This window comes from Streptomyces sp. NPDC000134, assembly GCF_042899225.1.
GTDB lineage: Bacteria > Actinomycetota > Actinomycetes > Streptomycetales > Streptomycetaceae > Streptomyces.
Window position 1 is genome coordinate 68,272 of sequence record NZ_JBIAZN010000025.1, and the last position, 23,161, is coordinate 91,432.

Here is a 23,161-nt window from a genome sequence, read left to right on the forward strand (position 1 = left end):
TCACCGGGCGCGCGCAAAAGCTCCTTGTGCCTTGTTCCGCGTCGATCTCCCTGACGACGCCCGACTGTCGGCGAACGGGTGAGAGGACCGGGCGCCGATCCATGTCAGGGCATGCGGTGCCAGAAGTCGAGGCGGTGTGTGCGGCGGTAGTCGACGGGGCCGATACGCCGTGGTGCGAGGGACTGGGTGTACGGCCGCCCGGCGTCCCCCGGGCGGTGGGCCGGCCAGGCGGGCGACCCGGGGCCGTGCGGTGCGCCGGTGCGGGCGAACGCGGCCCAGTAGTCGGTCATCGCCGCCGACAGCCTGTGCTGCTCCGCAGTGAACTGCGGCTCGGCCGCCTCGTCCTCGAACAGGTACGGGATGTCCGCGGAGTGGTAGGCGCCGAAGTCGAAGTCACCGGACAGCGGCAGGAACATCGGCGCCTTCCGGTCGGCGAACTCGTAGGCGTACAGCGGCACATGCCGTCCCAAGGCGTCGTGCATGGCCTGGGTGCCGCGCGCCCACATGCGGTCGGTGATCACGGCGGACCAGGCCAGGGCCGGGGAGGAGAAGGCGGTCGTCGGGTACTCGTCCCGCACCCGTCCGGCCGACCGCGCACCGAAGGCGGTACGCAGCGCGCGATCGTAGTCGGCCTCGGTGAACGGCCTGCCCACCGCGTCGTACGTCATCCCGACGAAGAGGCGGTGCTCGTCGAGGGTGGCCCCCGACAGGACGGGCACACGGTGCAGACGCCCGGCGCGCAGGGCCGTGGGCGGCAACTGGGGCAGCGTGGCGTTCCCGTAGCCGAAGGACTGGAAGGCGTTCATGATGTACGGCACCTCCAGGATCGTCTTCACCGGCAGGGCGCGCAGACAGGCGAGGGTCTGTGCGGGCCGGTCGCCGGGGCAGCCGAGGGACGAGATCATCTCGGTCGTGATGTCCTCCATCTCCCGACCGCTCCGCCAGACGTACCACGGGTATCCCGGCACGTCCGGACCCATCGCGCCGGCCGGCATGTCCATCATGCCCTCACCGCTCGCCATGACCGCCCGGTGGAAGAGGCCCTTGGACGCGGGAGACGTCAGGTGCCCGGCGATGGCGGACGCGCCGAAGGACACCCCCGCCACGGTGACATTGCCGGGGTCCCCGCCGAAGGCGCGTGCGTTGTCCCGTACCCACCTCAGCGCCGCCTGCTGGTCCTGGAGTCCGAAGGTGCCGGAGCCGTCCAGTCCGGGCAGGGCCAGGCCGCCGAAGACGCCGAGACGGTAGTTGAGGCTGACGACCACCAGTCCCCGCCCGGCCAGCCGGCGCCCGTCGAAGAAGGAACCGCCGCCCACGGCACCGTCCCCGTGGACCCACACGAGCACGGGCGCGGGCCGCCGCCGGTCGGCCGCCGGCGGTGTGGTGACGTCAAGGACCAGGCAGTCCTCCTCCGTGCTGGCGGTCTGCGCGTACTGGGAGGGCACCTGCGGGCACAACGGCCCCGGTTTCGTCGCGTCCCTGACGCCCTTCCACGGCCGTACCGGCCGGGGCGGGGCCCACCGGTGAGGTCCCTCGGGAGCGCCCGCGTACGGGACGCCCCGGAAGACGCGGTACGCGCCCGACCGGGCCCCGGCCACCAGCCCCGCCTCCGTGCGCACCGTCTCTCCGACGGCGGTGCCGGCCGGAGCGGAGGGCTGGGCGTCGGCGGCCCCGTGGGCGGGGCGCGCGGCGGAGGCCGGGAGGGCGGACATCAGCGTGGAGAGCGTCAGGGCGCCGACCGTCATCACGACGTACGACCGACGGGGCGTGGGGCGATTCGTCACGGCGAAAGCCTTCCTCGTGGCTATGGCCCCCGACGCGCGGACGCGCCGCCGGTGACCTGATCGGCCGGGGTGCGCGCCCCAGTTGGGGGGTCCGGTCGTGGAGGAGGCGCGTGATCGCGTCCGGCGGCCCGCGCGTTGCGATCACGCGCTTCAGGGGTACGGCCCCTCGCACCCGGCGAGGGCCGCATCCCGAGGGAGCCCGCCATGGCGCCGACGACGCCCGATTTCGGCCCCGGCATCGACAACTACGCGTCCTACGACCCGCAACGCGACTGCGACCCCGGTGCCAAACCCGGTCTGCTCGACTTCCGCGACCTGGTGCTCGCCGCCTACCCCGGCACGACCGACCTGGGGATCAGCAGAGCCTGCGGCAGCGGAGGCCAGAGCGAACACAAGGAGGGCCGCGCCTGGGACTGGGGCGTGAAAGTCCACAGCCAGGGCCACCTGGCCGACGACCTGATCGACTGGCTGCACGCCACCGACCGGCACGGCAACCCGCACGCCCTCGCCCGCCGCTTCGGCATCATGTACATGATCTGGAACCGGCGCATCTGGATGGCCAACCGCCCCGACGCCGGCTGGCAGCCCTACCGTGGCGCCAACCCCCACACCGACCACATCCACTTCAGCTTCTCCTGGGCCGGCGCCCGCAAGGAGACCAGTTGGTGGAACGCTCCGGTGGTGCCGGATCGGCGGCAGCGGTTGGCGGTGGGGTTGTCGGTGGATGGTCGGGTGGAGGTGTTTCATGCGGCGGTCGATCAGATTTATCACACGTATCAGGTGGCGGTGGGTGGTGCCTGGTCGGGGTGGCGGGCGTTCGGGGGGCCGGGGTCGGCGACGGTCGCGTTGTCGGCGGCGCCGGACGGGCGGTTGGAGTTGTTCGCGATGAGTGGTGGGACGTTCGTGCATCGGTATCAGGTGAAGGGGTCGGGGGAGTGGGCCGACTGGTACACGTTCGGGGGTGGGGGTGAGCATCTGGCGGTGGGCAGGAATCATGACGGCCGGTTGGAGGTGTTCGCGTCCAATTCCTCGGGTGTTCATCATCGTTGGCATGAGGCGCCTGGTGGTACGTGGCACGACTGGCGTCCGTTGGGTGGTCCGGCGGGTGCGCGGTTGGCGGTGGCGTCGGCTTCGGACGGGCGGCTGGAGGTGTTCGCGCTCACCGATGACGTCTTCCGGCATACGTGTCAGACGGATCTGTCGGGGACGTGGCGGCAGTGGGTCGATTTCGGGCTGGGTGGTGAGCATGTGGTGGTGGGTGGCAATCATGACGGGCGGCTGGAGGTGTTCGCGTCGAACGTGTCGGGGGTGCATCACCGTTGGCAGAACACGCCGGGTGGTGACTGGTACGAGTGGCAGCCGCTGGGCGGTCCGTCCGGGGCGCGGCTTGCCGTGGTGGAGTCGCACGACGGGCGGCTGGAGGTGTTCGCCATGAACGATGATCTCCTGCAGCACAACTATCAGGTGGACCGGGCCGGGGCCTGGCGCACCTGGCAGGACTTCGGCGGCGGCGGTTACTTCATCCGGGCCCTGCGCAACCGCGACGGCCGTCTGGAGATCGTCGCCAACAACCCCGGCGGCGTCCACCACCGCTGGCAGCACCAGCCCGGCAGCACCTGGCACGACTGGCAACCCCTCTGACACCACCGGCTCACAGATGCCAGTGGATGTCCTGGCCCGGGGCGTAGCGGCACATCGTCCCGGTGGAGACGGCGCGGCGCAGATGCGCGGCGAGGGCCGGGTGCTGTTCGTCCAGCCTGCGCAGGGTGTCGCGGATACGGGCGGTGACATTCTTGCGGGCGCGTTCGCGCGGGTCGTCCAGACGGCGTGGGCGGCCCGCGAGACCCGTGTGACGCCGCAGTTCGCCCAGCAAGGCGGCGCGCTCCCGGTCGTAGGCCACCGCGCGGGCGTCGTCGCCCCGCGCCACCGCGCGGTCGATCTCCGTCTCCAGTCGCTCCAGGTGACAGCGGTAGCGCCGACGGGCCTCTTCGTCCAGGACCTCGTCGGCGCCCAGGCCGTGCGCCGTGGCCACGGAGTCGTCGCCCGGGTTCAGCAGTCGGACCGCGGCGATGTCCTGGCCGGGGAGGCTCAGCAGGACGTGCAGGTCCCGCAGGCCCTTCGCGTCCGGCAGGTGCACGGTGCGGCCCTCGTACGTCAGGCGCCACACCTCGCCGGTGCGCCGGAACTCGCACACCGAGGCGGCCGGCCGGCCCTGCGGCGGGCGGGCGGTGAGGTGCCCGACGCGGGTGAGCAGATGGGGCATGCCCAGATGCTGAGCCTGCGACGTCGCCTCGTCGAGCAGGGCGGCGAGGTCGGGGCCGCCGTCGGTGTCCCGCTCCGCGAGCGCGCGGGCCAGTTCGATCCGGGCCCGCAGCGACCAGGGCGGTGCGTGCAGCCGCTCGGCAGACCGGAGAGCCGCGGTGAGCCGGCGGATCGCGCAGTCCCACTGCCGGCGGGCGGCGTCGAGGACGCCCAGCCACAGCGCCGCCGGGCCGCCGATGTCCCAGCCCAGCAGGGAGACCAGCCACTGGCCCTCGTACGGGGCCAGCGCGGCGCGGGCGTCCTCGCACCACGCCGGGTCGCCCGAGGCGGCGGCCGCCTGTGCCTGGTAGCGCAGCCAGAGCGGGGCGAGGCCGCGGTACAGCGCCGTGTCTCCGTCGACTCCCGCGCCCGGCCGGGGAACGGGCACGCGCGGCCGCTCCCCGGCCTCCAGCTCGGTGAGGGCCTCCAGCAGGAGGACGTACGGGTGCTGACGGCTCCGCAGGGCGTCCAGTGACCGCCTGGCCTCGGTGAACTCGCCCCGCAGGACGAGCAGGGCCCACCGGTGGTGGGAGAGGAAGTGCCGGTGGTAGGTGGGGCCGGTGACGCTCAGGGACTCCGACTCGTCGAGCAGGCGCGCCGCCTCGGCGAACTCGCCCGCCATGGCGTGGACGACACTGCGGTCGATGAGGGAGGTCAGCCGCAGGCGCGGGGAGCCGTCGGCGGCGGCCACGGCCACCATGGTGTGGAAGTCCTCGAGGAACCGCGGGTCGTCCGCCTCGAGCGCCGCGACCCACCGCATGGACATCGCCACATGCTCGGTCCAGCGGTCGCCGCGGCGCCGGGACACCGCGACGAGCTCGGCGGCCAGCTCGCGTCGGCCGCCCGCGCCCTGCGGCCCCCACTCCGCCTGCATACGCGCCCACAGACCGATGTGCAGGGCGTCGTCGTCGCCCGCCGCACGGGCCTCGGCGATCACCGCCGCCGCGACGCGCCGGGCCAACCGGGACTCCGAGAGCTGGAGTCCGGTGTCGTCCGGGGCCGCCGGTACGGCCTCGTGGCCCGCGGGGCCGTGGCGTCCTTCGGGCGTCGTCCTGCCGCGAGCGCGAAGCTGCGCGTGCGCCCAGTGAAGGGCGCGCGGCCTCAGCAGGGTCGTGTCGCCGCGTCCGTCGGCGCCGTAGAGCGTGAGCGCGGCGCGGCCCAGCAGCAGCGGTCGGCCCAGGTCCCGCACGAGCGCGGCGGCGTCCGCGAACACCCGCCATGAGCGCGCCTGTTCGCCGGCCGACTGGAGCGCCAGCCCGAGGTCGAGGCCGATCAGCGCGCGCCGGGCCGGGTCTGTGCCGGCGAGGCGGTCCAGGGCGCGCTCGTAGTGGCCCACCGCCTCCTCGTGCGCCATACGGTGCTCCGCGTGCCGCGCCGCGGACAGCATCAGATCCACGGCCTCGTCCCGGTCCAGTTCCTCGAACGCGAGGGTGGCGTGACGGGCCAGTTCCACGGGGAGTATCACGTCCACCGAAGCCGCCGCCGTGTCGCGCAGCGCGGGTACGGCCGCGGCGTGGAGCCTGCGGGCCCGTCGCGCGTCCAGGCAGCCGTACAGCGTCTCGCGCACCAGGTCGTGCTTGAAGACGACCACTCCCGAGCACTCCCGGTCGACCAGATGGGCGTCGGCCGCCTGGGCCAGCCAGCGGCGTACCTGCGTCGGCGGGCTGTCCAGGAGGCGGGCCAGGATGTCGGTGCGGAACCGCCGCCCCAGCACCGACGCGGCACCGAGGCAGGCCGCCACCGGGTCGTCCAGCAGCCGTAGCCGCTGCTGGAGCGCGGCGTGCAGACCCGGCGACACCGCCGTCACCTCATGACCGCCGGCCCACAGCCGAGCGGTCTCCTGGACGAAGAAGGGGTTCCCCCCGGTGCGGCGCAGGACCTCGGTGACCAGGGTGTCGTCCGGTGCCCGACCGGCCGTGCGGTGCATCAGTTCGGCGACGTCCGCCGCTCCCAGGCCCGGGAGCGAGAGCGTCGTGGCCCGGGTCATGAGCGAGCGCAGCCGGTCGCGCGACGGATGGTCGGGCCGCTCGATCTCCACGTCCCGGCACGTGGCCAGGATCAGCACCCGCTCCAGCGACAGGTGCTGGGCGGCGAACTCCAGCAACGCCACCGAGGCCGAGTCGGCCCAGTGCACGTCCTCCAGCACGACCAGCAAGGGCTGCTGCTGTGCGGCGGTGACCAGCAAGGTGGTGACCGCGTCGAACAACTGGAACCGAGCCACGTCCCCGGCCTCGGCCCCACTCCCTTCGAGCAGGACCTCCAAGGCCACCCCGGCCGCTTCCGAGGCGACCTGCCACGTCTCCGTCCGCGCGGACCTGCGCAGGTTCCGCACGACCTGCGTCCAGGGCCAGTACCCGGGAGTGCCGTCGGCGTCCCAGCACGCCCCGCGCAGCACGGCCAGACCCTCGCTCCGCGCCTCCTGGACCGCCCGCCCGGCGAGGGACGTCTTGCCGATCCCCGCCTCACCGGTGACCAGCAGCACGCCACCGTGCCCGGCGACCGCGCGCTCGACACCCGCCCGCACCGCGCGCAGGAAGTCCTCGCGCCCCAGGAGCAGCCCGCCGGGCGCCCGTGTGCTCATGTCCGGCACCGGCCACCACATCCGCTCCCCGAGCAACCCATGCCACCACCCCCGCGGCGTTCCGGGGTCCCGTCGGCCGCAGCCGTCGTCCCTGGTCCGGAGCGTAGTGGTTGTTCGAAAAGCGGATCAACTGCGTGCAACGCCCCGACGCGGCGCACGAGTTCACCGGCGGGCGGGTACCGATCCTTTCAGTCGGCCCTCTGCTGACACCGCCCCTTCGGCAGCCCCGTTCACCGGTCCGGCCCCGCTATCACGCGGGTCTGACAAGAGCCGGCGGGCGTCGGCGTCTTTCGGTCGGCGCGGTCCGGCGCGCACGTGCCGCCTCCCCGGAGCAGCGAGCGCGAGGACGCCCGCGAACCCCGTCGACCTGCGCGATTGCGCCGTAACCGGCTTGGCCGAATCCCGCCGCCGGGCCGCCCCGTCCGTCCGATGCTCCGGGGACCGGCCGGCCGGCGACAGGCGCTGGTCATCCGTGCCGGCCGCGGCCGCGAGGGGGAAACCTTGCCCATCGACGACGACACCATCACCGCGCTGTCCCGGCGCCGCATCGAGCTGGCCCGGCAGGCGGGCAGCGACTGGCGGTTCTCCGAGAGCCTCAAGGAACTGAGCGAGGAGATGGCCCAGGAGTACGCGGGTCGTGCCCTGGTGGAGCTGATCCAGAACGGCCACGACGCGCTCGGTCCGGGCGGCCGGGGCCGCGTCGCCGTTCTGCTCGACCTGCGCACGCCCGGCCCCGCGGGGGACGCCGGCGGTCGGCAGTGGCCGGATGTCCACCGTCCCAGCGCGGGCCGGCCTTCACGCCGACGAGCACGGACCGGCCTGGAGGACGGTACGGCAGTCGAGCCAGGCGTCCGTGCTCAGCAGATGCCGGAGTCGGGTGAACAGGGCGAGCAACCGAGGGCCCCACGTGTCACGGAAGACGGAGTCGATGACGGCGAGGTCGAGTTCGTTGGCCGCCGACAGTTCGGTGAAGTCCCGGCGCGACTGTGGCCCCGGTACGTGGGAGCGGCCGGTGAACCGGTCGTGGAAGGCGGCGTCGGCCCGGTGGAGAGCCGGGTACGTGGCCTTCCGGTCGCATGCGGCGTACAGGTACACGAGTGACTCGGCCTCGGTGCCGATCACCGCGGCGAGGTCATGGCGGCGGTCAAGCGGCAGCAGCGCTGTCGGAAAGCCGTCCGTGCCGTAGAACGCGTGACACAGGCCGGCCAGTTGGAGGGCCGGACGGGCCTTCCACGCCGCCAGCCGCGCCTGTACGCGCTGGAGGTGGGCCAGGAGCGTGCCGCCGGGGTGGACGATGCTTTCGGCACCGCACTCACGCAGCAGCGTGACAACGCGGTCGGTCGTGGCAGCAAGAGCGGGCACGGTCTCCGGCTCCCTTCGGCGACAGGTCGGTCGGCACCCGCCCGGCGCCTTCGCCGGTCCGGAGCCGTACGAAGACGCCGGGCGGGTTGCCGCCGGGGCCTGCGACGATCGTCCGGCGGCTGGCTCTCCAAGTCAATCCTGGGATTTCCTCCACTCACCCCAGATATGGCTTGGGTGCTTCCCCGCGTGCGGCACCGGCACAGCACCCCGAGTCGGCCTCGTCCGACGCGCCGGCGGGACGCCGAGACCCCGCTACCGGGAAGCCTCGCCGGCACGCCGGTCCCGGCCGTGCCGGCAACACGTCGGAGTGGGAACGCGGACTCGGGGCACAAGACTGCTTGTACCGCCCACGCGAATGCCGGCAACAGGAGAGTTCCGATGCTCATGGCACACCCCGCAGTACTGCGGAACCTCATCGACCAGTACGAGGCGCTGCGCGTCCTGCACGCCGAGGACGGCAGCGAGGAGGTGCGCCGGCGCCTGGACGACGTCACGTACACGCTGTGCGTGTCGACCGGCACGCGGGACATCGATGCCGCCCTCGCCGCGGCCCGTCGCCGTCTGCCCGGTGCCCGCGCCGAGGACGACGCTCTCCTCACCGCCTGACCGCGTCACGTCCGCTCCGCCGGCGAAGCACGGTGACGGCCGAGCCCAGGGGCTCGGACCCGGAGGACCGACCGCACGGTTCGACGTGCGCCCCTCACGCTTCTCGCTTGTGGACACGAACCACGGCGGTCGCCCGATCCGGGCGGCCGCCGTCCGCCTGCCGTCCCGGACCCCGGCCCGCGAACGGGTTCGGTACTCGCCCTACGAGGCTGCGGTGTCGTCGTAGACGAGCAGGCCGTCGGGACGAAGGCGCAGCCCCGGCGTCGGCGGGTGCGGTACCAGTCGGCCGGCATGCATCAGGTGCAGTACCGGGGTGCTCCTCGCGACGGAGGCGAAGTCGGCGATCAGGCGCCGGTGGCAGCGCCACCAGACCGCCTCGCTGCACATCACCGCGGTGCGCGTCGAGGAGGCTTCCCCGAGCAGCCGGTCCATGGCCGCCACGAAATCGGGCTCGCGCGTGTAGGCGGCGTACCCCCTGAAGGAGGCGTTGCGCCAGATGACGTCGGGGGAGTCCGGCGGGGCTTTGCGGAAGCCGCCCAGGGCCTGCTCCCAGCGGTAGGCGAGGCCGGCCTCCGGCAGCCATCGAGCCAGCCGGTCACGGCCGAGGTCGGGGTCGCGCCGACTTCCGGGCCCGATACGCACGTCCACGACCGCGGCCACGTCGGCCCCGTGCAGCAACCCGGTCAGCTTCGCACGCCCGGCGGTGCCGTGGCCGAAGGTGAGCAGGGGGCGGCCGGTCACCGCGGGCACCGCGTACGTACGTCGGCCCCGTACGCGTCCTCCCGCAGACGCCGGTCCACCACCGCCGGCCGCACCGGGCCCCGGCCACGGGGTGTCCGCGGCTCCCACACATCGGCGATCCGGTCCACCACGTCGGCTCCGTCCCAGGTACTCGCCCGATCACGCCCTTCCTGTTGCCTCTGCCCCTCACCCGCCGTCCGACAACACCGCGCGGCGCCGTGTCACCCGTCCTTCGGCCTCGCGGACGGACGTTCCGGGCCGACGATGTGAGGAGATACGTGCCCGAAGCCCGGCCCGGTCGCGACAGCGCGCTCGACGGTCCGTGCCCCGGTCGCCGGACGCACGGGGCGTCGCGGCCGTGTAGGAGGCCGCGACGGGGTAATAGGGGACGGATGGAACAGCGCACCGTCGCCGGTCTCTTCACCCGTGTCTTCGGCCCCCCGCCGCACGCGGGTGCCCCGTCAGTGGTGCTGGTGCACGGGCTGGGACTGTCGGGACGCTACTTCGCACCGCTGGCGCGACGACTGGCCGCGAACGGGGTCACCGTGCTCGTGCCGGACCTGCCCGGCAGCGCTCGGTCCCGCGTCTGCGTGCGCCGGATGCCCGACGTGGTGCGGACCGCCGAAGCCCTGGCCCGCTGGCATGGCCAGCTCGTACGGGGACCGAGCCTGGTGGTGGCCAACTCGGTCGGCTGCCAGGTCGCCGCTGCCCTCGCCGCCCGCCACCCGGGTCTGGCCCACCGGCTCGTACTGCTCGGCCCGGCGCTCACACCGGGGGTGTCCGCCTGGCGCCACGGAGTCCGGCTGCTCGCGGACGCGTGGCGGGAACCGCCGGCCCTGATCGGTCTGGCCGCGGCGGATTACCTGCTCACCGGGCCCGTGCGATTCGCCGTGTCCCTGCGCCACGCGCTGAGGGACGCCGCCATGGCGTTCGAAAGCCACCTGGCCCGGGTCGACGTACCGACGCTCGTGGTACGCGGGGCCGGTGACACCGTGGTCTCCGCGGCCTGGGCCCGGCGCGCGACACGGTTGCTCCCCGACGGGCGCGCGGTCGAGATGACGGACGCCGCGCACGCGGCGCACTACAGCACTCCGGATGCCGTGGCCGAGCTGATCGAGAAGTCCACGACCGGGGCTGACGCGTGACACCCGGTTCCTGACCCCGGAGCTGCGGAGCGTCCTCGTCGCCCGTGGCACAGCCGCCGAGCACCGTCGCGAACAGCACGCAGGAGCAAGGCGTCAATCGGGGAGCAACGGGAGGAGCCTGGGGTTTACCCTGTGAGGGCCACGGTGCTGCTGCTCGTCCGTGGATTTCCGCTTTCGTCATCGAGGTGCGACGCAGAGTGCAGGATGTCCGATTCGACCTCTCGGCCTTCGGTCTCAGTGAGACCGCCCGGTGTGGGGCCCGCCTGCGGGAAGCCGTCAGCGGCGCCGACTCACCGGGCACCGCGGCGCAACGGGTCGCCGACTTTCTCCACGACAGCCTGGTCGACGGACGTGACGAGCCCGCCTGCCGCGCGGTGGGCGTCTTCGTCAGCGACCCGTGCGACGCCGACGCCGCCCCCGCCAACAGGACGCCGGTGACCGAGGGAGACCCGAGGCGGTACGCCCTGGCGGGATACCGCGGGCCGCACACCCGCCGGCCCGGCGGTACGGCGGAATCCGACGCGCCGGGCAGGCCCGTACCGTCGTCCGGCACCGCCCGCGAGGCACCCCTGATGCACCGGCTGCTCGAACGCCTCGGCGGAACGGCCCAGGACGCGGACGGCAGCGCGCCGCCTGACGGCGACGCCGACGGTCCGGCGGTGCACGTGACCGACGTCCGGCCGGAGGAACTGGGGGAGTTCCACCCCGAGCGGGACGTCCGTTCCGCACTGGCCTTCGGCGGGACCCTGTCGCCCGGTCGGCGTTACGCCGTGGTGCTGCTTTCCCGTATTGCGCTGCCCGCCGGGACCGCGGCGCTCTTCCGCACCCTCGGCGGCAGCACGCGCCTGGCGCTGCTCTCCGGCCACCCGGCGTCTCCGGCCGTGCGGACGGACGCGGTCCGTGCCCTTCTGGAGGACCTGGAGAGCCTGACGGGACAGCGGGCCGCGGAGCTGCAGACGGTCGTCACCGAGCTGCGCTCCGCCGCGGCGGAGCTGCGCCGGTCCCAGTGGGAGCTGGAGCAGCGTGAGCGGGAACTGCGCGAGGAGGCCGCGATCGTCGAACTGCTGCAGGAGGTCGGCGGCGTCCTGGCCGCGGAACTGGACCTCGACGCGCTGGTCCAGCACGCGGTCGACGCCGCCACCCGCCTGGCCGGGGCGGCGTTCGGCGCCTTCTTCTACAACGTGCTCGGTGAGACGGGGGAGTCGTATCTGCTCTATGTGATCTCCGGCGTGGACCGGTCCGCCTTCGACAAGTTCCCCATGCCGCGCAACACCCAGGTGTTCGAGCCCACCTTCCGGGGCCTCGGCGTGATGAGGTCCGACGACATCACCACGGACCCGCGCTACGGCCACAACGCGCCGCACCACGGGATGCCGGAGGGGCACCTGCCGGTGCGCAGCTACCTGGCCGTACCGGTGATGTCCCGGGGGACGGTGCTCGGCGGGTTCTTCTTCGGCCATCCGGAACGAGGGGTCTTCACCGAGCGGCACGAGCGCCTGATCACCGGTGTCGCCGCCCAGACAGCCGTAGCGCTGCAGAACGCGCAGACGTACCGCCAGGAGCGGGAGGCGGCCATGGAACTGCAACGCCACCTGCTGCCGAAGCTTCCCCATGTCGACGGCATCACCAGTACGTCACGGTACCTGCCCGCCGCACGCGATCGCGGCGCAGGCGGTGACTGGGTGGACCTGATACCCCTGACCGACGGCGCGTTGGCGCTGGTCGTCGGCGACTCGATGGGCAAGGGCGTCAAGGCGGCGGCGGTCATGGGCCAGATCCGCACGGCCTGCCGCGCCTACGCACAGCTCGGCCTCGGCCCCGCCGACGTGCTGGAGCAACTGAGCGCGCTGCTCGACGACATCGCTCCCGGCTCCATCGCCACCTGCGTCTACGCGGTGCTCGACCCGCGCCGGGACCGGCTGCGTCTGGCCGTCGCCGGGCACCTGCCGCCGGCCCGCCGCGACCCGGAAGGCAGCGTGAGGTTCCTGGACGAGGAGGTCGGGCCGCCGTTGGGCGTGGGCAGGCGCCATTACCAGGAGCAGGACGTTCCCCTGCCGCCGGGGTCGCGGCTGCTGCTGTACACCGACGGGCTGGTCGAACGCCGTGGACGCCCCATCGACGAGGGACTGCGGCTGCTGGGGGAGCTGCTGGCCGGGCCGGTGGGCGAGATCGAGGCGGACTGCGACTCCTGGCTGAACGCTCTGACCGACGGCGAACACGAGGACGACATCGCCATGCTGTACTTGCACCGGCCCGAGGAAGCGTCTCAGCAGGCGACGGTCGCGCGTGAGTACGCCCCCGTCTCCAGCGCCGTCCCCGACGCCCGCGACCTGGTCTCCAGGACCATGCGGGAGTGGGGACTGCGGCACCTGATGAACGACATGATGCTGATCGCGGACGAGATGGTCGCCAACGCCGTCCGGCACGCCAGGACACCGCTGCGGGTGGAGCTGAGGCGGTCGGGTGAGCGGGTGGTACTGGAAGTCACCGACAGCAACCCCGAGGAACCCCGTCTGATCGTGTCCCAGCCCGGGGAGTTCGGCCACCGGGGCATATTCCTGGTCGACGCCATCGCGACACGATGGGGCACCCGCCGGATCGACGGAGGGAAAGTGGTGTGGGCGGAGGTCAAGGCCTCGTGATCACGCACCCCGGCCGCTTCCCCGACCGGCTCCACGGCGCCCGGCCGACCCCTCTGCCCCGCTTCCAGGAGAGCTGCCCCCGATGACTACCTCACCCGCTCCCGACGCGCACGGTCCCGTCGCCGGCACACCTCTGGCCGAGCCCGGCGGTCTGCTCCCCGCCGGGCCCACGCTCTCCCTCGCCTCGCACCGCGGCCCACGCCACGCGGTCGTCACCGTGGACGGCGCCATCGACTACCACACGGCGCCCCAGTTGCTGGGACACGTGTCCACCCCGGAGATGCGCGACGTTCCGCTGCTGATCCTGGACCTGGCCCGCGTGGACTTCTGCGACTCCAGCGCGCTGGGAGCCTTCGTCGACGTTCAGCGCCGCCGTTCGGACGCGGGCCACCGGTTCGCGTTGACCGGGGTGCAGCCGGAGGTCAGACGGATACTCGAACTCACCCGTCTCACGACGGTCCTGCCGCTGCACGCGACGGTCGAGGACGCGCTCGCCGCGCACTGAACCCTCGCCCGGAGCGGGACACGGCGTCCTGTTCACGCGAGGACACCGCGACCACCGCGTCCCAGTCCGGGCGCCGGCCCTCAGACGGTGCTGAGCAGACCCTCGCGCAGGCGGCCCAGCAGCCGCGAGAGCAGCCGGGAGACGTGCATCTGGGAGACCCCGAGACGCTCGCCGATCTCCTTCTGGGTGAGTTCCTCGACGAACCTCCAGTGGATGATCTGCCGGTCGCGCTCGTCGAGTTCGCTGAGCATCGGGGCGAGGGCGTGGAAGTCCTCGACCAGTTCGAGCGCGGCGTCGTCGGCGCCGATGAAGTCCGCCAGCGCGGCCTCGCCGTCCTCGCTGCCGCCGATGGCGGCGTCCAGGGAGGCGGAGTTGTAGCCGTTCGACGCCAGCCGGGCCTCAGCGACCTCCTTCTCCGGCAGGCTCATCAGCTCGGCCAGTTCCTTGGTCGTGGGGTTGCGGCCGAGCCGGCTGCGCAGCTCCTCGGTGGCGCGGGCCAACTGCACGCGGGCCTCCTGGAGGCGGCGCGGCACGTGCACGGCCCAGGAGGTGTCCCGGAAGAACCGCTTGATCTCGCCGACGATGTACGGCACGGCGAAGGAGGTGAACTCCACCTCGCGGGAGATCTCGAACCGGTCGATGGCCTTGATCAGTCCGATCATGCCGACCTGGACGATGTCCTCCATCTCCTCCGGACCCCGGCTGCGGAACCGGCCGGCCGCGAAGCGGACCAGGGACATGTTCATCTCGATCAGCGTGTTGCGCGTGTACTGGTACTCGGGTGTCCCCTCCTCCAGCGTCGCCAGCCGGTCGAAGAACAGCTTCGACAGCTCCCGCGCGTCTCTCGGCGCGACCTTGGAGGGGTCCGCGACCTCCGGAGCACCCACCGTCTCCCTCGCAGTCTGCATGGTCGTCGCCATTTTCCGCCCCTACCAGTAGATCGTCCTCGTTGCCGGTTCCTCGTCCGGCGAGCTTGCGTCTACCCCGGAGGTGAGCATGCATTCCTGCGGAATTTTATTTTTTCCGGGAGGCCGGACCGCGACGGACGGGACGCCGCGGTGCCATGATGCCGCCGCGCCGGGCCGTTCGCCGTTGACCTACAGTTGCGGGGATATGGACGAGGGACTGCGGATACGTGAGGCGCTGGAGCGGCTCCGGGCGCGTGTGGCGCGCGAGGACCGGCTGATCGTCGGGCTGTCCGGCGGTGTGGACTCCTGCCTGCTGGCGGCCGTGGCGGGGGAGGTGCTCGGCGAACGGGCGGTGGCCGTCACGGCGGTGTCGCCGAGCCTGCCGGCGGCGGAGCGGGAGTTCGCCCGCTCGTTCGCCCGGACTCGTGGTCTGCGGCACATCGAGGTGTGCACCGACGAGCAGGACCGCCCGGAGTACCGGGCCAACGGCGGCGACCGCTGCTACCACTGCAAGAGCGCGCTGTTCGACGCGCTGGCCCCGCTGGCGGAGCTGTCCGGGGCCGCCGTCGCGCTGGGCACCAACCTCGACGATCTGGGGGACCACCGGCCCGGTCTGCGGGCGGCCGCCGAGCGCGGTTCGGTCGCCCCGCTGGTGGACGCCGGCCTGGACAAGGCGACGATCCGCGCCGTGGCACGCCTGCTGGAACTGGATCTCGGTGTCGCGGACAAGCCGGCGGCCGCCTGTCTGGCCTCCCGGGTGGCCTACGGGGACCCGGTCACCACCGAGGTGCTGGCGCGCGTCGAACGGGCCGAGGCGTCGGTGAAGGCGCTCGGTTTCGCCGACTGCCGGGTGCGGGCCCACGCGGAGGGCACCGTTGCCCGGCTGGAGCTGCCCGCGCGGGACATCGACCGGGCGGTGACGGTGCGCGATGAACTGGACGCGGCGGTACGGCGGGCGGGTTTCGTGTTCTGCGCCCTGGACCTGGCCGGCTTCAGCAGCGGCCGGATGAACGTGCTGCTCGGCATGCCGTCGGTGCGGGAGGCGGGGGCGTGAGCGGGGAGCCGCAGGCTGGACCGGGTTTCGAGGATCTGGGCTTCGCGCGGGTCGACACCGCGCGGGAGGCCCGGCAAGGGCTGCCCGAGGTGGTGTACGGGCCCGGCAAGACGCCCGCCGAGGTCGTCGCGATCGTCCGGCGTCTGCTGACGGCCAACACCGGGCCGGTGCTGGTCACCCGCGTCGACACCGGTACGGCCTCCGAGGTGCTGGGCGAGGTGCCCGGCGGACGGTGGGACGAGGCTGCCCGTCTGCTGGTGTGGCGGCCCGCGCCCGCCGGGGATTTCCGTCTCTGCGTGGTCAGCGCCGGCACCTCGGACGGCCCGGTGGCCGCCGAGGCGGCGGCGGTGGCCTCGGCCGTCGGCCTGCGGGTCGAGGTGATCCGCGATGTGGGTGTCGCGGGGCTGCACCGGCTGCTGGCCGTCGCCGACGAGCTGCGCCGGGCCGATACGGTGATCGTCGTGGCCGGCATGGAGGGCGCCCTGGCCAGCGCGGTGGGCGGACTGGTCGCCGCCCCGGTCGTCGCGGTCCCCACCTCCACCGGGTACGGGGCCTCCCTGGAGGGCGTGACCGCGCTGCTGGCCATGCTGTCCTCCTGCGCGGCCGGGCTGACGGTGGTCAACATCGACTCCGGGTTCTCCGCCGCCATGGCGGCCTTCCGGCTCGCCCGCGCCACCCGGCGGCCGGCGTGATCCTGTGGCTGAACCCCGCCACCGGCCTCTCCGGTGACATGCTGCTGGGCGCCCTGCTGGACCTGGGGGCGCCGCTGGACGAGGTGCGCGCCGCGGTGTCCTCCACGGGACTGACCGACTGGAAGCTGGACGCGCAGCGGGTCGACGTCGACGGAATCCGGGCCACCCGGGCCCGAGTGGACGTGGCCGACGAGGCGACCGAACGGCGAGCGGCGGAACTGCTCCAGCGGGTCCGAACGGCCTCGCCGCCCCCCGTAGCCGCCCTGGCCGCGCGGGCCGTCACGGCCGTGGCGGAGGTGGAGGCCGCCCTGCACGGTGCCGATCCGGCCGAGGTGCACCTGCACGAACTGGGCGGCCTGGACACCGTGGTGGACACCGTCGGCGTGGCGGCGGCGCTGCATGTGCTGAGGATCACCGAGGTGCGCAGCGCGCCGGTCGGCGTGGGAAGCGGTGAGGTGCGTACCCGCCACGGCGTCCTGCCGGTGCCCGCGCCCGCCACCATGGCACTCCTGACCGGCGCCCGGGTGCGGGGCATCGACGTGACCGGTGAGACGGTGACCCCGACCGGCGCCGCGCTGCTGAAGGCCGCCGGCACCGGTTACGGCCCGATGCCCGCGATGCGGCCGGTGCGCACCGGCTACGGCGCGGGCACGAAACGGTTCCCGGGCCGTCCGAACGTACTGCAGGCCGTGCTCGGCGAGGCCGACGCCGCCGCACCGGCCGGTGAAGAGCTGGTGCAGTTGGAGACCAACCTCGACGACGTGACCGGAGAGCTGCTCGGGCACCTGGTGGCCCGGCTGCTGGACGAGGGCGCCCTGGACGCCTGGGTGGTGCCCGCGGTGATGAAGAAGGGCCGCCCCGCCCACGTCGCCCATGTGCTGTGCCGCCCCGGCGACACCGGCCGGCTGCGCGAGGTCCTCTTCGCCGAGACCGGCACGCTGGGCGTGAGGGACAGGCGCGTGCGCCGCACCGCGCTGCCCCGTACGGTGGCCACGGTCGACGTCGGCGGTCACCCGGTGCGCGTCAAGCGCGGACCCCACGGCGCCAAAGCCGAGTACGAGGACCTGAAGGCGGCGGCGGAGGCGCTCGGCCTGCCGCTGCGCGAGGTCGCGGCACGGGCGGCGCGCCCGGACGACCGGCCCGGGGCGTGAGGCGCGCCGACAACCGCCGGCGCGCCGACAACCGCCGAGTCACCCGATGGCGCCCCACGACGCGGCGACGGCGGGCCGCACGGCAGGATTCTCGCACCGGAGCGGCGGTGACCTCATTGGGCCCAGGTGACCGGGACGTGGCAGGGTGGGCCGTTGGCTTTTCCGTGGCGTGCGGTGTGATGCCGCACGCGGAGGGTGCCGCCGTCCTACGGGACCGCGGCACCCCGAGGCAAGGAAGGATGAGTGGCGAAGGTGGAGGAGCTCGGTGCGGCCGTGGCGACTGCCCGGCGACTGGCCGAGGACGTTCTGGCCCCACGTGCGGCAGCCGTGGACGCGGAGCGCCGCTGGCCGGCCGAAGGGATGGCCGCGCTGCGTGCTGAGCTCGGGGGCCTGGTCGTCCCGGAGAGCAGCGGCGGCATGGGCCACGGGCTGCTGGCCGTCGCCCAGGTCGGGGAGGCCACCGGACAGGCGTGCGCGTCGACCTCCATCTGCTTCGGCATGCACCTGGTCGCCTCCGCGGTCATCGCCGCGAAGGCCACCAATGATCAGCGTTCCCGCTACCTGAAGTCGATAGCGGCGGGTGAGCACTTGACCACCTTGGCGCTGTCGGAGCCCGGCACGGGCGGAGAGTTCTGGATCTCCCGGACCCGGATGACCACACACGCCGACAACCTCCGGCTGACGGGCGCGAAGAGCTTCGTGACCAACGGCGGGCATGCCGACTCCTACGTGCTGTCCACGGTCGCCGCGGACACCGAGGCCCTGCCCGGCCAGTTCTCGTGTGTCGTGGTGGACCGCGACACCCCCGGCCTGGTCTGGGGCGCGCCGTGGCGGGGCATGGGGATGCGCGGCAACGCCTCCAGCGGCCTGACCCTGGACGCCGCCGTCGTACCGCGCAGCCGGCTGCTGGGCGAGGAAGGCGACGAGATCTGGTACGTCTTCAATGTGGTCGCCCCGTTCTTCCTGATCGCGATGGCCGGCACCTACCTCGGCGTGGCCAAGGCCGCGCTGGAGGAGGCCCGCGGACACGTGCTGGGACGGGAGTACGCCCACAGCGGCAGCACGCTGGCGGCCAACCCCCTCGTCCAGCACCGGCTGGGCACCATGTGGGCGCGGGTGGAACGCACGCGCCGGCTCGTCTACCAGGCGGCCCTCGAAGCGGAGGCGGGAGGCCCCGAGGCGCTGCTGGGCGTGTGCTCGGCCAAGGCCGAGGTCGCCGAGACCGCCGAGAGCGTCATCAACGACGCGCTCACCCTGACCGGCGGTATCGGTTACGCCCAGGACGGTCCGCTGCACCGGTACCTGCGCGACGCGCGGGCCGCCCATGTGATGGCCCCGCTCACCGACACGCTGCGGACATGGACGGGCCGGGCCCTGCTGGGACGCCCGCTGCTGGGGGACTGACGTGGCCCCCTTGCGCTGCCGCGTGCTGCTGGCGGGACTGGACGACGCCGCGGAGGCCGCCCTGCGCACGGAGCTGGCCGCGGACGCCGAGATCGTCCGCATGGATCACCCGGAGGCCCCCGGTCCCGACGCCGAGGGACGACCGACACTGCTGGTCGTGGGCCCGGCCGTCACCGCGCCCAACGGCCTCGTCACCACGCTCAAGGCCCGCATCCCCCAACTGGGCATCGTCATGCTCGTGGGCGATGGCGACCGGCAGAAGAACCAGATGCTCTCCCTGCTCACCACGGAGGACCACCGGGTCGGCGTCGAGGACCTGCACCTGCTGCCGGGCACCGCCCGCGCGGCGCTGGAGCAGCTCACCCGCGCCCACAGCTACCGCGCGACACAAGCCGCCCTCCAGCGCACCCTGGAAGCGGCCAGCGCACCCGTCCGCCAGCCGGGTGAACAGTTGTTCGGCCCGTTGTTCCATCAGAGCCTCGTCGGCGCACTCGCGGTGGACGGCGAATGCCGCATCACCGCCTGGAACCGCCGAGCCGCGAAGACGCTCTCCCTGAGCGGCGGTTCCCTCAACCGTCCACTGCCCGACCTCTTCCCCGAACACGTCCGCCCCCAACTGACCGACCACCTCGTGGCGGCCGACGAAAGCTCCCACCGGGCCTCGCTGTTCTCGCGGATCGTCGACGGCAGACCGCAGCTCCTGCGGATCGGCACCCAGCGGACGACGGCAGCCGACGGCACGCTGTACACGCTCGTCGTCCTCGAAGACATCACCGCCGCCACCGACGTGCGGCGGGAGCTGGCGGAGCGGACCAGCCACGCCCTGCTCGCCGGTGACGTGGCGGACGCCATGACGAGCAACGCCCCGCTCGCGGAGCGGCTGCAGAGCTGCGCGCAGGCCGTCGTCGATCGCCTGGGCGCCGCCTTCGCCCGTGTCTGGGTGCTCAAGCCCGATGAGAACGTGCTCCATCTGCTGGCCAGCGCGGGCCTGTACACCCATCTGGACGGAGGGCATTCCCGCATCGAGGTCGGCCAGCTCAAGATCGGGCTCATCGCCGCCGAACGCCGCCCTCACCTCACCAACTCCGTCATCGGGGACCCCCGCGTCAACGACCAGGAGTGGGCACAGCGCGAGGCGATGACCGCCTTCGCCGGATATCCGCTGATCACCAACGGTGAACTCATCGGGGTGATGGCCCTCTTCTCGCGCGAGCCGCTCCCCTCGACCGCCCTGGACGCCCTGGCGGGGATCGCCGACCGGATCGCGGTCGGCATCCGCCAGGACCAGTTGCTGAACCGGCTGCGCACCACCACGGAGGCGCTGCAGGCGCCGCTGCTGCCCCCCGCCCTGCCGGCGATGCCCGGCCTGGACATCGCCGCCCGCTACCGCGCCCAGGGCGACAGTCTCCAGATCGGCGGCGACTTCTACGACGTCTTCCCTCTGGAGGACGGCAGGTGGGCCCTCGCCCTGGGCGACATCTGCGGCAAGGGCCCCGTCGCCGCCGCGGCCACCGGACTGGTGCGCCACACCCTGTGGACCGCCACCCAGCAGGACCCCGCGCCCGGCTACGTCCTGCCCCTGGTCCACCGGGCACTGCGCCGCGACAACAGCCCCTTCTGCACACTGGTCTACGTCCTCATCGATCCGGGTGCCGCCACCGGCCTGCGCGTGCAGGTGACCTCCGCCGGCCATCCGTACCCGATCCTGCGCCGCGCCGACGGCGCCACCAGCCTGCTCCAGGAACACGGGCCGATGCTGGGTGTCTTCGACCATCTGCACCATCCGGTGCGTTCTGTCGACCTGCGCCCGGGGGACACGCTGGTGCTCTACACCGACGGCTTCACCGAAGGCGCGGGCAACTACCGCTCCCGCGAGCCGGAGGACCTCGCCGACGAGGTCCAGGCACTGCGCCTGACCCCGGGGAAGAGCCCGGCCGAGGAGATCGCCGGAGCGCTGTTCACCTCGGCGCTCGAAAGGTGGGGCGACAAACGCCGCGACGACCTCGCCCTCCTCGCGGTCACCGCATCGCCGTAGGACGCGGACCGGGCCCAAGAGGGCGAGCGGGAGCGAGGAGCCTCAGGCGTCTTCCCGGGGACGCGTGGCGTCGGCTGCCTGCCGGCCGGAGGGCTCGAAGACGAACATCTGATCGAGTCCGACGATACGGAAGACGCGCATCAGGTCGGCGCCGACCCCGGCCAGGACCAGCCGGGAGCCACCCGCCCCGGCGCGGCGGTGGATGTTGACGAACACCGTGATGCCCGTCGAGTCGCAGTAGGTCAGCCGCGACAGATCCAGCACCACATGGGTGCCGGCCTCGAAGGCGACCAGGTCAGCGGCGTCGGTGAGCCGCTGCGCGTTGCTGTAGTCCAGGTCCCCGGCCACCGCCAGCACGATGGCGCCGGACGGATCGACCTCACGGGTGACGGTCAGCGGGTGGTCGGTCACCGCTCCTCCTGTCCTGACGATCGTGTACGGCGGGAACGCGAGGAGCGCGCACCACGGCGTCGCTCCCTTCCGGTACTTCCCGCATGACCAGGAGATTACCCGGTGACCGCAGAGGCCGGTGGCCGTCCGCCGAAGCCGCCCCCCGGCCGGGACTCCTCGAACCGGGGTGGGGTGCGGTCGTCGGGGTAGGCGGGTCCGTCACGGGGGGTCCGGCGTCCCGGAAACCGAGGCCGCAGCACTGCGGCGGGGGCAGGACAGGTCGGGTACCGGTGCGTCGTCCGCAGGTGATCAAGGGCGAATGCAGGGTATGGGGGGTTACGTCGGAGCAGCCGAGAGCCGGATGACGGGAGCGGCCGGGGGCCGTCCTCCCGCATGCACAGCCTCGGCCACCACGGACGGACTCGATCGAGGGGGAATCGGCGCGGTGACGATAGGCGACGCCGTGCTGGCATGGCTCGGGGCGGGCGCGCTGCTCGCGGCGGTACTGCCGCGGGTGGTCGTCGGCAGGCCGCTGTCGCTTCCCCTCGTGTTCCTGGGGGCCGGCATCGGCGTGTATCTGCTGCCGTTGCCGCTGCCGGTCATCGACCCGGTGGACGACCGGCTGATGGTGGAGCACATCACGGAGATCTGCGTGATCGTCGCCCTGATGGGCGCCGGACTGGCGCTCGACCGGCCGATGGGCCTGCGGCGATGGGCCGCGACCTGGCGGCTGCTGGGCGTCACCATGCCGTTGACCGTCGTCTGCACCGCCCTGACGGCCTGGTGGCTGCTCGACTGGCCGCCCGCGGCGGCACTGCTGCTGGCCGCGGTGCTGGCACCGACCGATCCGGTGCTCGCTTCGGAAGTCCGGGTGGGGGAGCCGACCGAGAACGAGCACGACGAGGACGAGGTGCGGTTCGCTCTGACCAGCGAGGCGGGCCTGAACGACGGTCTGGCATTCCCCCTCACCTACGCGGCGGTCGCCCTGGCGGCCGCGGCCGGGGCAGGCTGGTCCGCCGATTGGATGGGCGGGTGGGCGCTGGAAGACCTCGCCCTCAAGAGTGCGATCGGGTTGCTGAGCGGCTGGCTGATCGGCCGTTCGCTCGGCAAGCTGTTCTTCCAGACCCGCTCACCGGTGCTGCGGTTGTCCGAGCACCGGGAGGGATTCGTGGCCCTGGGCGCCACTTTCCTGGCCTACGGCGTGACCGAGCTGCTGCACGGCTACGGCTTCCTCGCCGTGTTCGTCACCGCCTGCTCCATCCGCGCGGAGGAACGCGCTCACGGCTTCCACAACGTCCTGCACGACTTCATCGAACAAGTCGAGCGTCTGTTCACCGCTGTGCTGCTGTTCCTGGTGGGAGCCTTCATCGCGCTCGGCGGTCTGGACGCGCTGACGTGGCGGGGAGCGGCCACCGGCCTGATCCTGCTGCTCGTGATCCGGCCCCTGTCCGGGTGGACCGGCCTGCTCGGCACCCGGATGCGGCACAGCGAGCGCTGGGTGACCGCGGCCTACGGCATCCGGGGCATCGGCTCCCTCTACTACCTCGCCTACGCCCTCGGACAGCACGATTTCCCCGTACCGGCGCGGGAGCTGTGGGCGGTGGTGACGTTCACCGTCCTCGCCTCCGTCGTGCTGCACGGCGTCACGGCCGGCCCGGTCGTGAAACGCCTGGACCGGCTGCGCGGAACCACGCCCGCGGGCTCGTAGGACCGCCACGAGTACGACGTTGCGCCGAGGCCGCGTTCCGGCGCCGCTCTCGCGATGCGGCTGTAGCGACCGGGTGACTCGCGTCACGACGAAGTGGAAGCGGAAGCCCCCTGCCGCGCGACGGCAAGGGCTGACGCGGAGCGCGAGGAGCG

17 protein-coding genes are annotated in these 23,161 nt (G+C 73.0%); 11 read left to right on the plus strand and 6 right to left on the minus strand.

All coding sequences use genetic code 11. The features are described from left to right. Positions 1-104: 104 nt before the first annotated feature. Entirely contained in the window at positions 105-1,784 is a 1,680-nt protein-coding gene (locus ACFY32_RS29895; protein ID WP_390675900.1) for a carboxylesterase/lipase family protein, read from the minus strand. 204 nt (positions 1,785-1,988) lie between these two features. On the opposite strand from ACFY32_RS29895, the gene ACFY32_RS29900 reads away from it, so the two are divergent. Further along, positions 1,989-3,425 carry a hypothetical protein gene (locus tag ACFY32_RS29900; RefSeq protein ID WP_390675901.1) on the plus strand — a complete coding sequence of 479 codons (1,437 nt, stop codon included), beginning with the start codon at positions 1,989-1,991 and terminating at the stop codon, positions 3,423-3,425. A 10-nt stretch (positions 3,426-3,435) separates the two neighbouring features. Here ACFY32_RS29900 and ACFY32_RS29905 read toward each other — a convergent pair whose 3' ends face one another. Continuing rightward, complete coding sequence (locus ACFY32_RS29905) at positions 3,436-6,666, minus strand: ATP-binding protein (RefSeq protein WP_390675902.1); 3,231 nt, start codon at positions 6,664-6,666, stop codon at positions 3,436-3,438. Between the two features lie 795 nt (positions 6,667-7,461). Then, positions 7,462-8,028, minus strand: a complete 567-nt coding sequence (locus ACFY32_RS29910; RefSeq protein WP_390675903.1) for a DUF6817 domain-containing protein — start codon at positions 8,026-8,028, stop codon at positions 7,462-7,464. 378 nt (positions 8,029-8,406) lie between these two features. On the opposite strand from ACFY32_RS29910, the gene ACFY32_RS29915 reads away from it, so the two are divergent. Then, a complete protein-coding gene (locus tag ACFY32_RS29915) occupies positions 8,407-8,634 on the plus strand; it encodes a DUF5133 domain-containing protein (RefSeq protein WP_390675904.1) in 228 nt (75 codons plus the stop codon). A 201-nt stretch (positions 8,635-8,835) separates the two neighbouring features. Here ACFY32_RS29915 and ACFY32_RS29920 read toward each other — a convergent pair whose 3' ends face one another. Further along, a complete protein-coding gene (locus ACFY32_RS29920) occupies positions 8,836-9,375 on the minus strand; it encodes a DUF488 family protein (protein WP_390675905.1) in 540 nt (179 codons plus the stop codon). A gap of 392 nt (positions 9,376-9,767) precedes the next feature. On the opposite strand from ACFY32_RS29920, the gene ACFY32_RS29925 reads away from it, so the two are divergent. The 3 genes from ACFY32_RS29925 to ACFY32_RS29935 all read left to right on the plus strand — a co-directional run bounded on the left by ACFY32_RS29925 (position 9,768) and on the right by ACFY32_RS29935 (position 13,667). Continuing rightward, the gene (locus ACFY32_RS29925) at positions 9,768-10,520 is read left to right on the plus strand and encodes an alpha/beta fold hydrolase (RefSeq protein ID WP_390675906.1); all 753 of its coding nucleotides are present in this window, start codon (positions 9,768-9,770) and stop codon (positions 10,518-10,520) included. A gap of 197 nt (positions 10,521-10,717) precedes the next feature. Next, positions 10,718-13,162 carry a SpoIIE family protein phosphatase gene (locus tag ACFY32_RS29930; RefSeq protein WP_390675907.1) on the plus strand — a complete coding sequence of 815 codons (2,445 nt, stop codon included), beginning with the start codon at positions 10,718-10,720 and terminating at the stop codon, positions 13,160-13,162. 82 nt (positions 13,163-13,244) lie between these two features. Next, positions 13,245-13,667 (plus strand): STAS domain-containing protein, encoded by a 423-nt coding sequence (locus ACFY32_RS29935; protein ID WP_390675908.1) that lies wholly within the window; start codon positions 13,245-13,247, stop codon positions 13,665-13,667. An 80-nt stretch (positions 13,668-13,747) separates the two neighbouring features. Here ACFY32_RS29935 and ACFY32_RS29940 read toward each other — a convergent pair whose 3' ends face one another. Beyond that, positions 13,748-14,587, minus strand: a complete 840-nt coding sequence (locus ACFY32_RS29940; protein WP_390675909.1) for a SigB/SigF/SigG family RNA polymerase sigma factor — start codon at positions 14,585-14,587, stop codon at positions 13,748-13,750. Positions 14,588-14,780: 193 nt separating this feature from the next. Here ACFY32_RS29940 and larE point away from each other — a divergent pair, with 193 nt between their 5' ends. The 5 genes from larE to ACFY32_RS29965 all read left to right on the plus strand — a co-directional run bounded on the left by larE (position 14,781) and on the right by ACFY32_RS29965 (position 20,911). After that, on the plus strand, positions 14,781-15,629 hold the full coding sequence (gene larE, locus ACFY32_RS29945; RefSeq protein ID WP_390675910.1) for an ATP-dependent sacrificial sulfur transferase LarE: 849 nt from the start codon (positions 14,781-14,783) through the stop codon (positions 15,627-15,629). Then, the gene (gene larB, locus ACFY32_RS29950) at positions 15,626-16,321 is read left to right on the plus strand and encodes a nickel pincer cofactor biosynthesis protein LarB (protein ID WP_390675911.1); all 696 of its coding nucleotides are present in this window, start codon (positions 15,626-15,628) and stop codon (positions 16,319-16,321) included. The genes larE and larB overlap by 4 nt, the downstream gene beginning before the upstream one ends. Beyond that, complete coding sequence (larC, locus tag ACFY32_RS29955) at positions 16,318-17,472, plus strand: nickel pincer cofactor biosynthesis protein LarC (RefSeq protein ID WP_390675912.1); 1,155 nt, start codon at positions 16,318-16,320, stop codon at positions 17,470-17,472. Before larB ends, larC begins: the two co-directional genes overlap by 4 nt. A 243-nt stretch (positions 17,473-17,715) precedes the next feature. Beyond that, on the plus strand, positions 17,716-18,876 hold the full coding sequence (locus tag ACFY32_RS29960) for an acyl-CoA dehydrogenase family protein (RefSeq protein WP_390675913.1): 1,161 nt from the start codon (positions 17,716-17,718) through the stop codon (positions 18,874-18,876). Between the two features lies 1 nt (position 18,877). Next, on the plus strand, positions 18,878-20,911 hold the full coding sequence (locus ACFY32_RS29965) for a SpoIIE family protein phosphatase (RefSeq protein ID WP_390675914.1): 2,034 nt from the start codon (positions 18,878-18,880) through the stop codon (positions 20,909-20,911). Positions 20,912-20,953: 42 nt separating this feature from the next. On the opposite strand, the gene ACFY32_RS29970 is transcribed toward ACFY32_RS29965, so the two are convergent. Further along, entirely contained in the window at positions 20,954-21,322 is a 369-nt protein-coding gene (locus tag ACFY32_RS29970; RefSeq protein WP_390675915.1) for an STAS domain-containing protein, read from the minus strand. A 424-nt stretch (positions 21,323-21,746) separates the two neighbouring features. Between ACFY32_RS29970 and ACFY32_RS29975 the strand changes: the two genes are divergently transcribed. Continuing rightward, complete coding sequence (locus ACFY32_RS29975) at positions 21,747-23,009, plus strand: cation:proton antiporter (RefSeq protein ID WP_390675916.1); 1,263 nt, start codon at positions 21,747-21,749, stop codon at positions 23,007-23,009. The last annotated feature ends 152 nt before the right edge of the window (positions 23,010-23,161 follow it).

Coding starts and splice junctions, on each gene's coding strand:
- larE (WP_390675910.1), top strand. CDS start 14,781: ATGGACGAGGGACTGCGGATACGTGAGGCGCTGGAGCGGCTCCGGGCG.
- ACFY32_RS29900 (WP_390675901.1), top strand. CDS start 1,989: ATGGCGCCGACGACGCCCGATTTCGGCCCCGGCATCGACAACTACGCG.
- ACFY32_RS29940 (WP_390675909.1), bottom strand. CDS start 14,587: ATGGCGACGACCATGCAGACTGCGAGGGAGACGGTGGGTGCTCCGGAG.
- ACFY32_RS29905 (WP_390675902.1), bottom strand. CDS start 6,666: ATGAGCACACGGGCGCCCGGCGGGCTGCTCCTGGGGCGCGAGGACTTC.
- ACFY32_RS29915 (WP_390675904.1), top strand. CDS start 8,407: ATGCTCATGGCACACCCCGCAGTACTGCGGAACCTCATCGACCAGTAC.
- ACFY32_RS29925 (WP_390675906.1), top strand. CDS start 9,768: ATGGAACAGCGCACCGTCGCCGGTCTCTTCACCCGTGTCTTCGGCCCC.
- ACFY32_RS29935 (WP_390675908.1), top strand. CDS start 13,245: ATGACTACCTCACCCGCTCCCGACGCGCACGGTCCCGTCGCCGGCACA.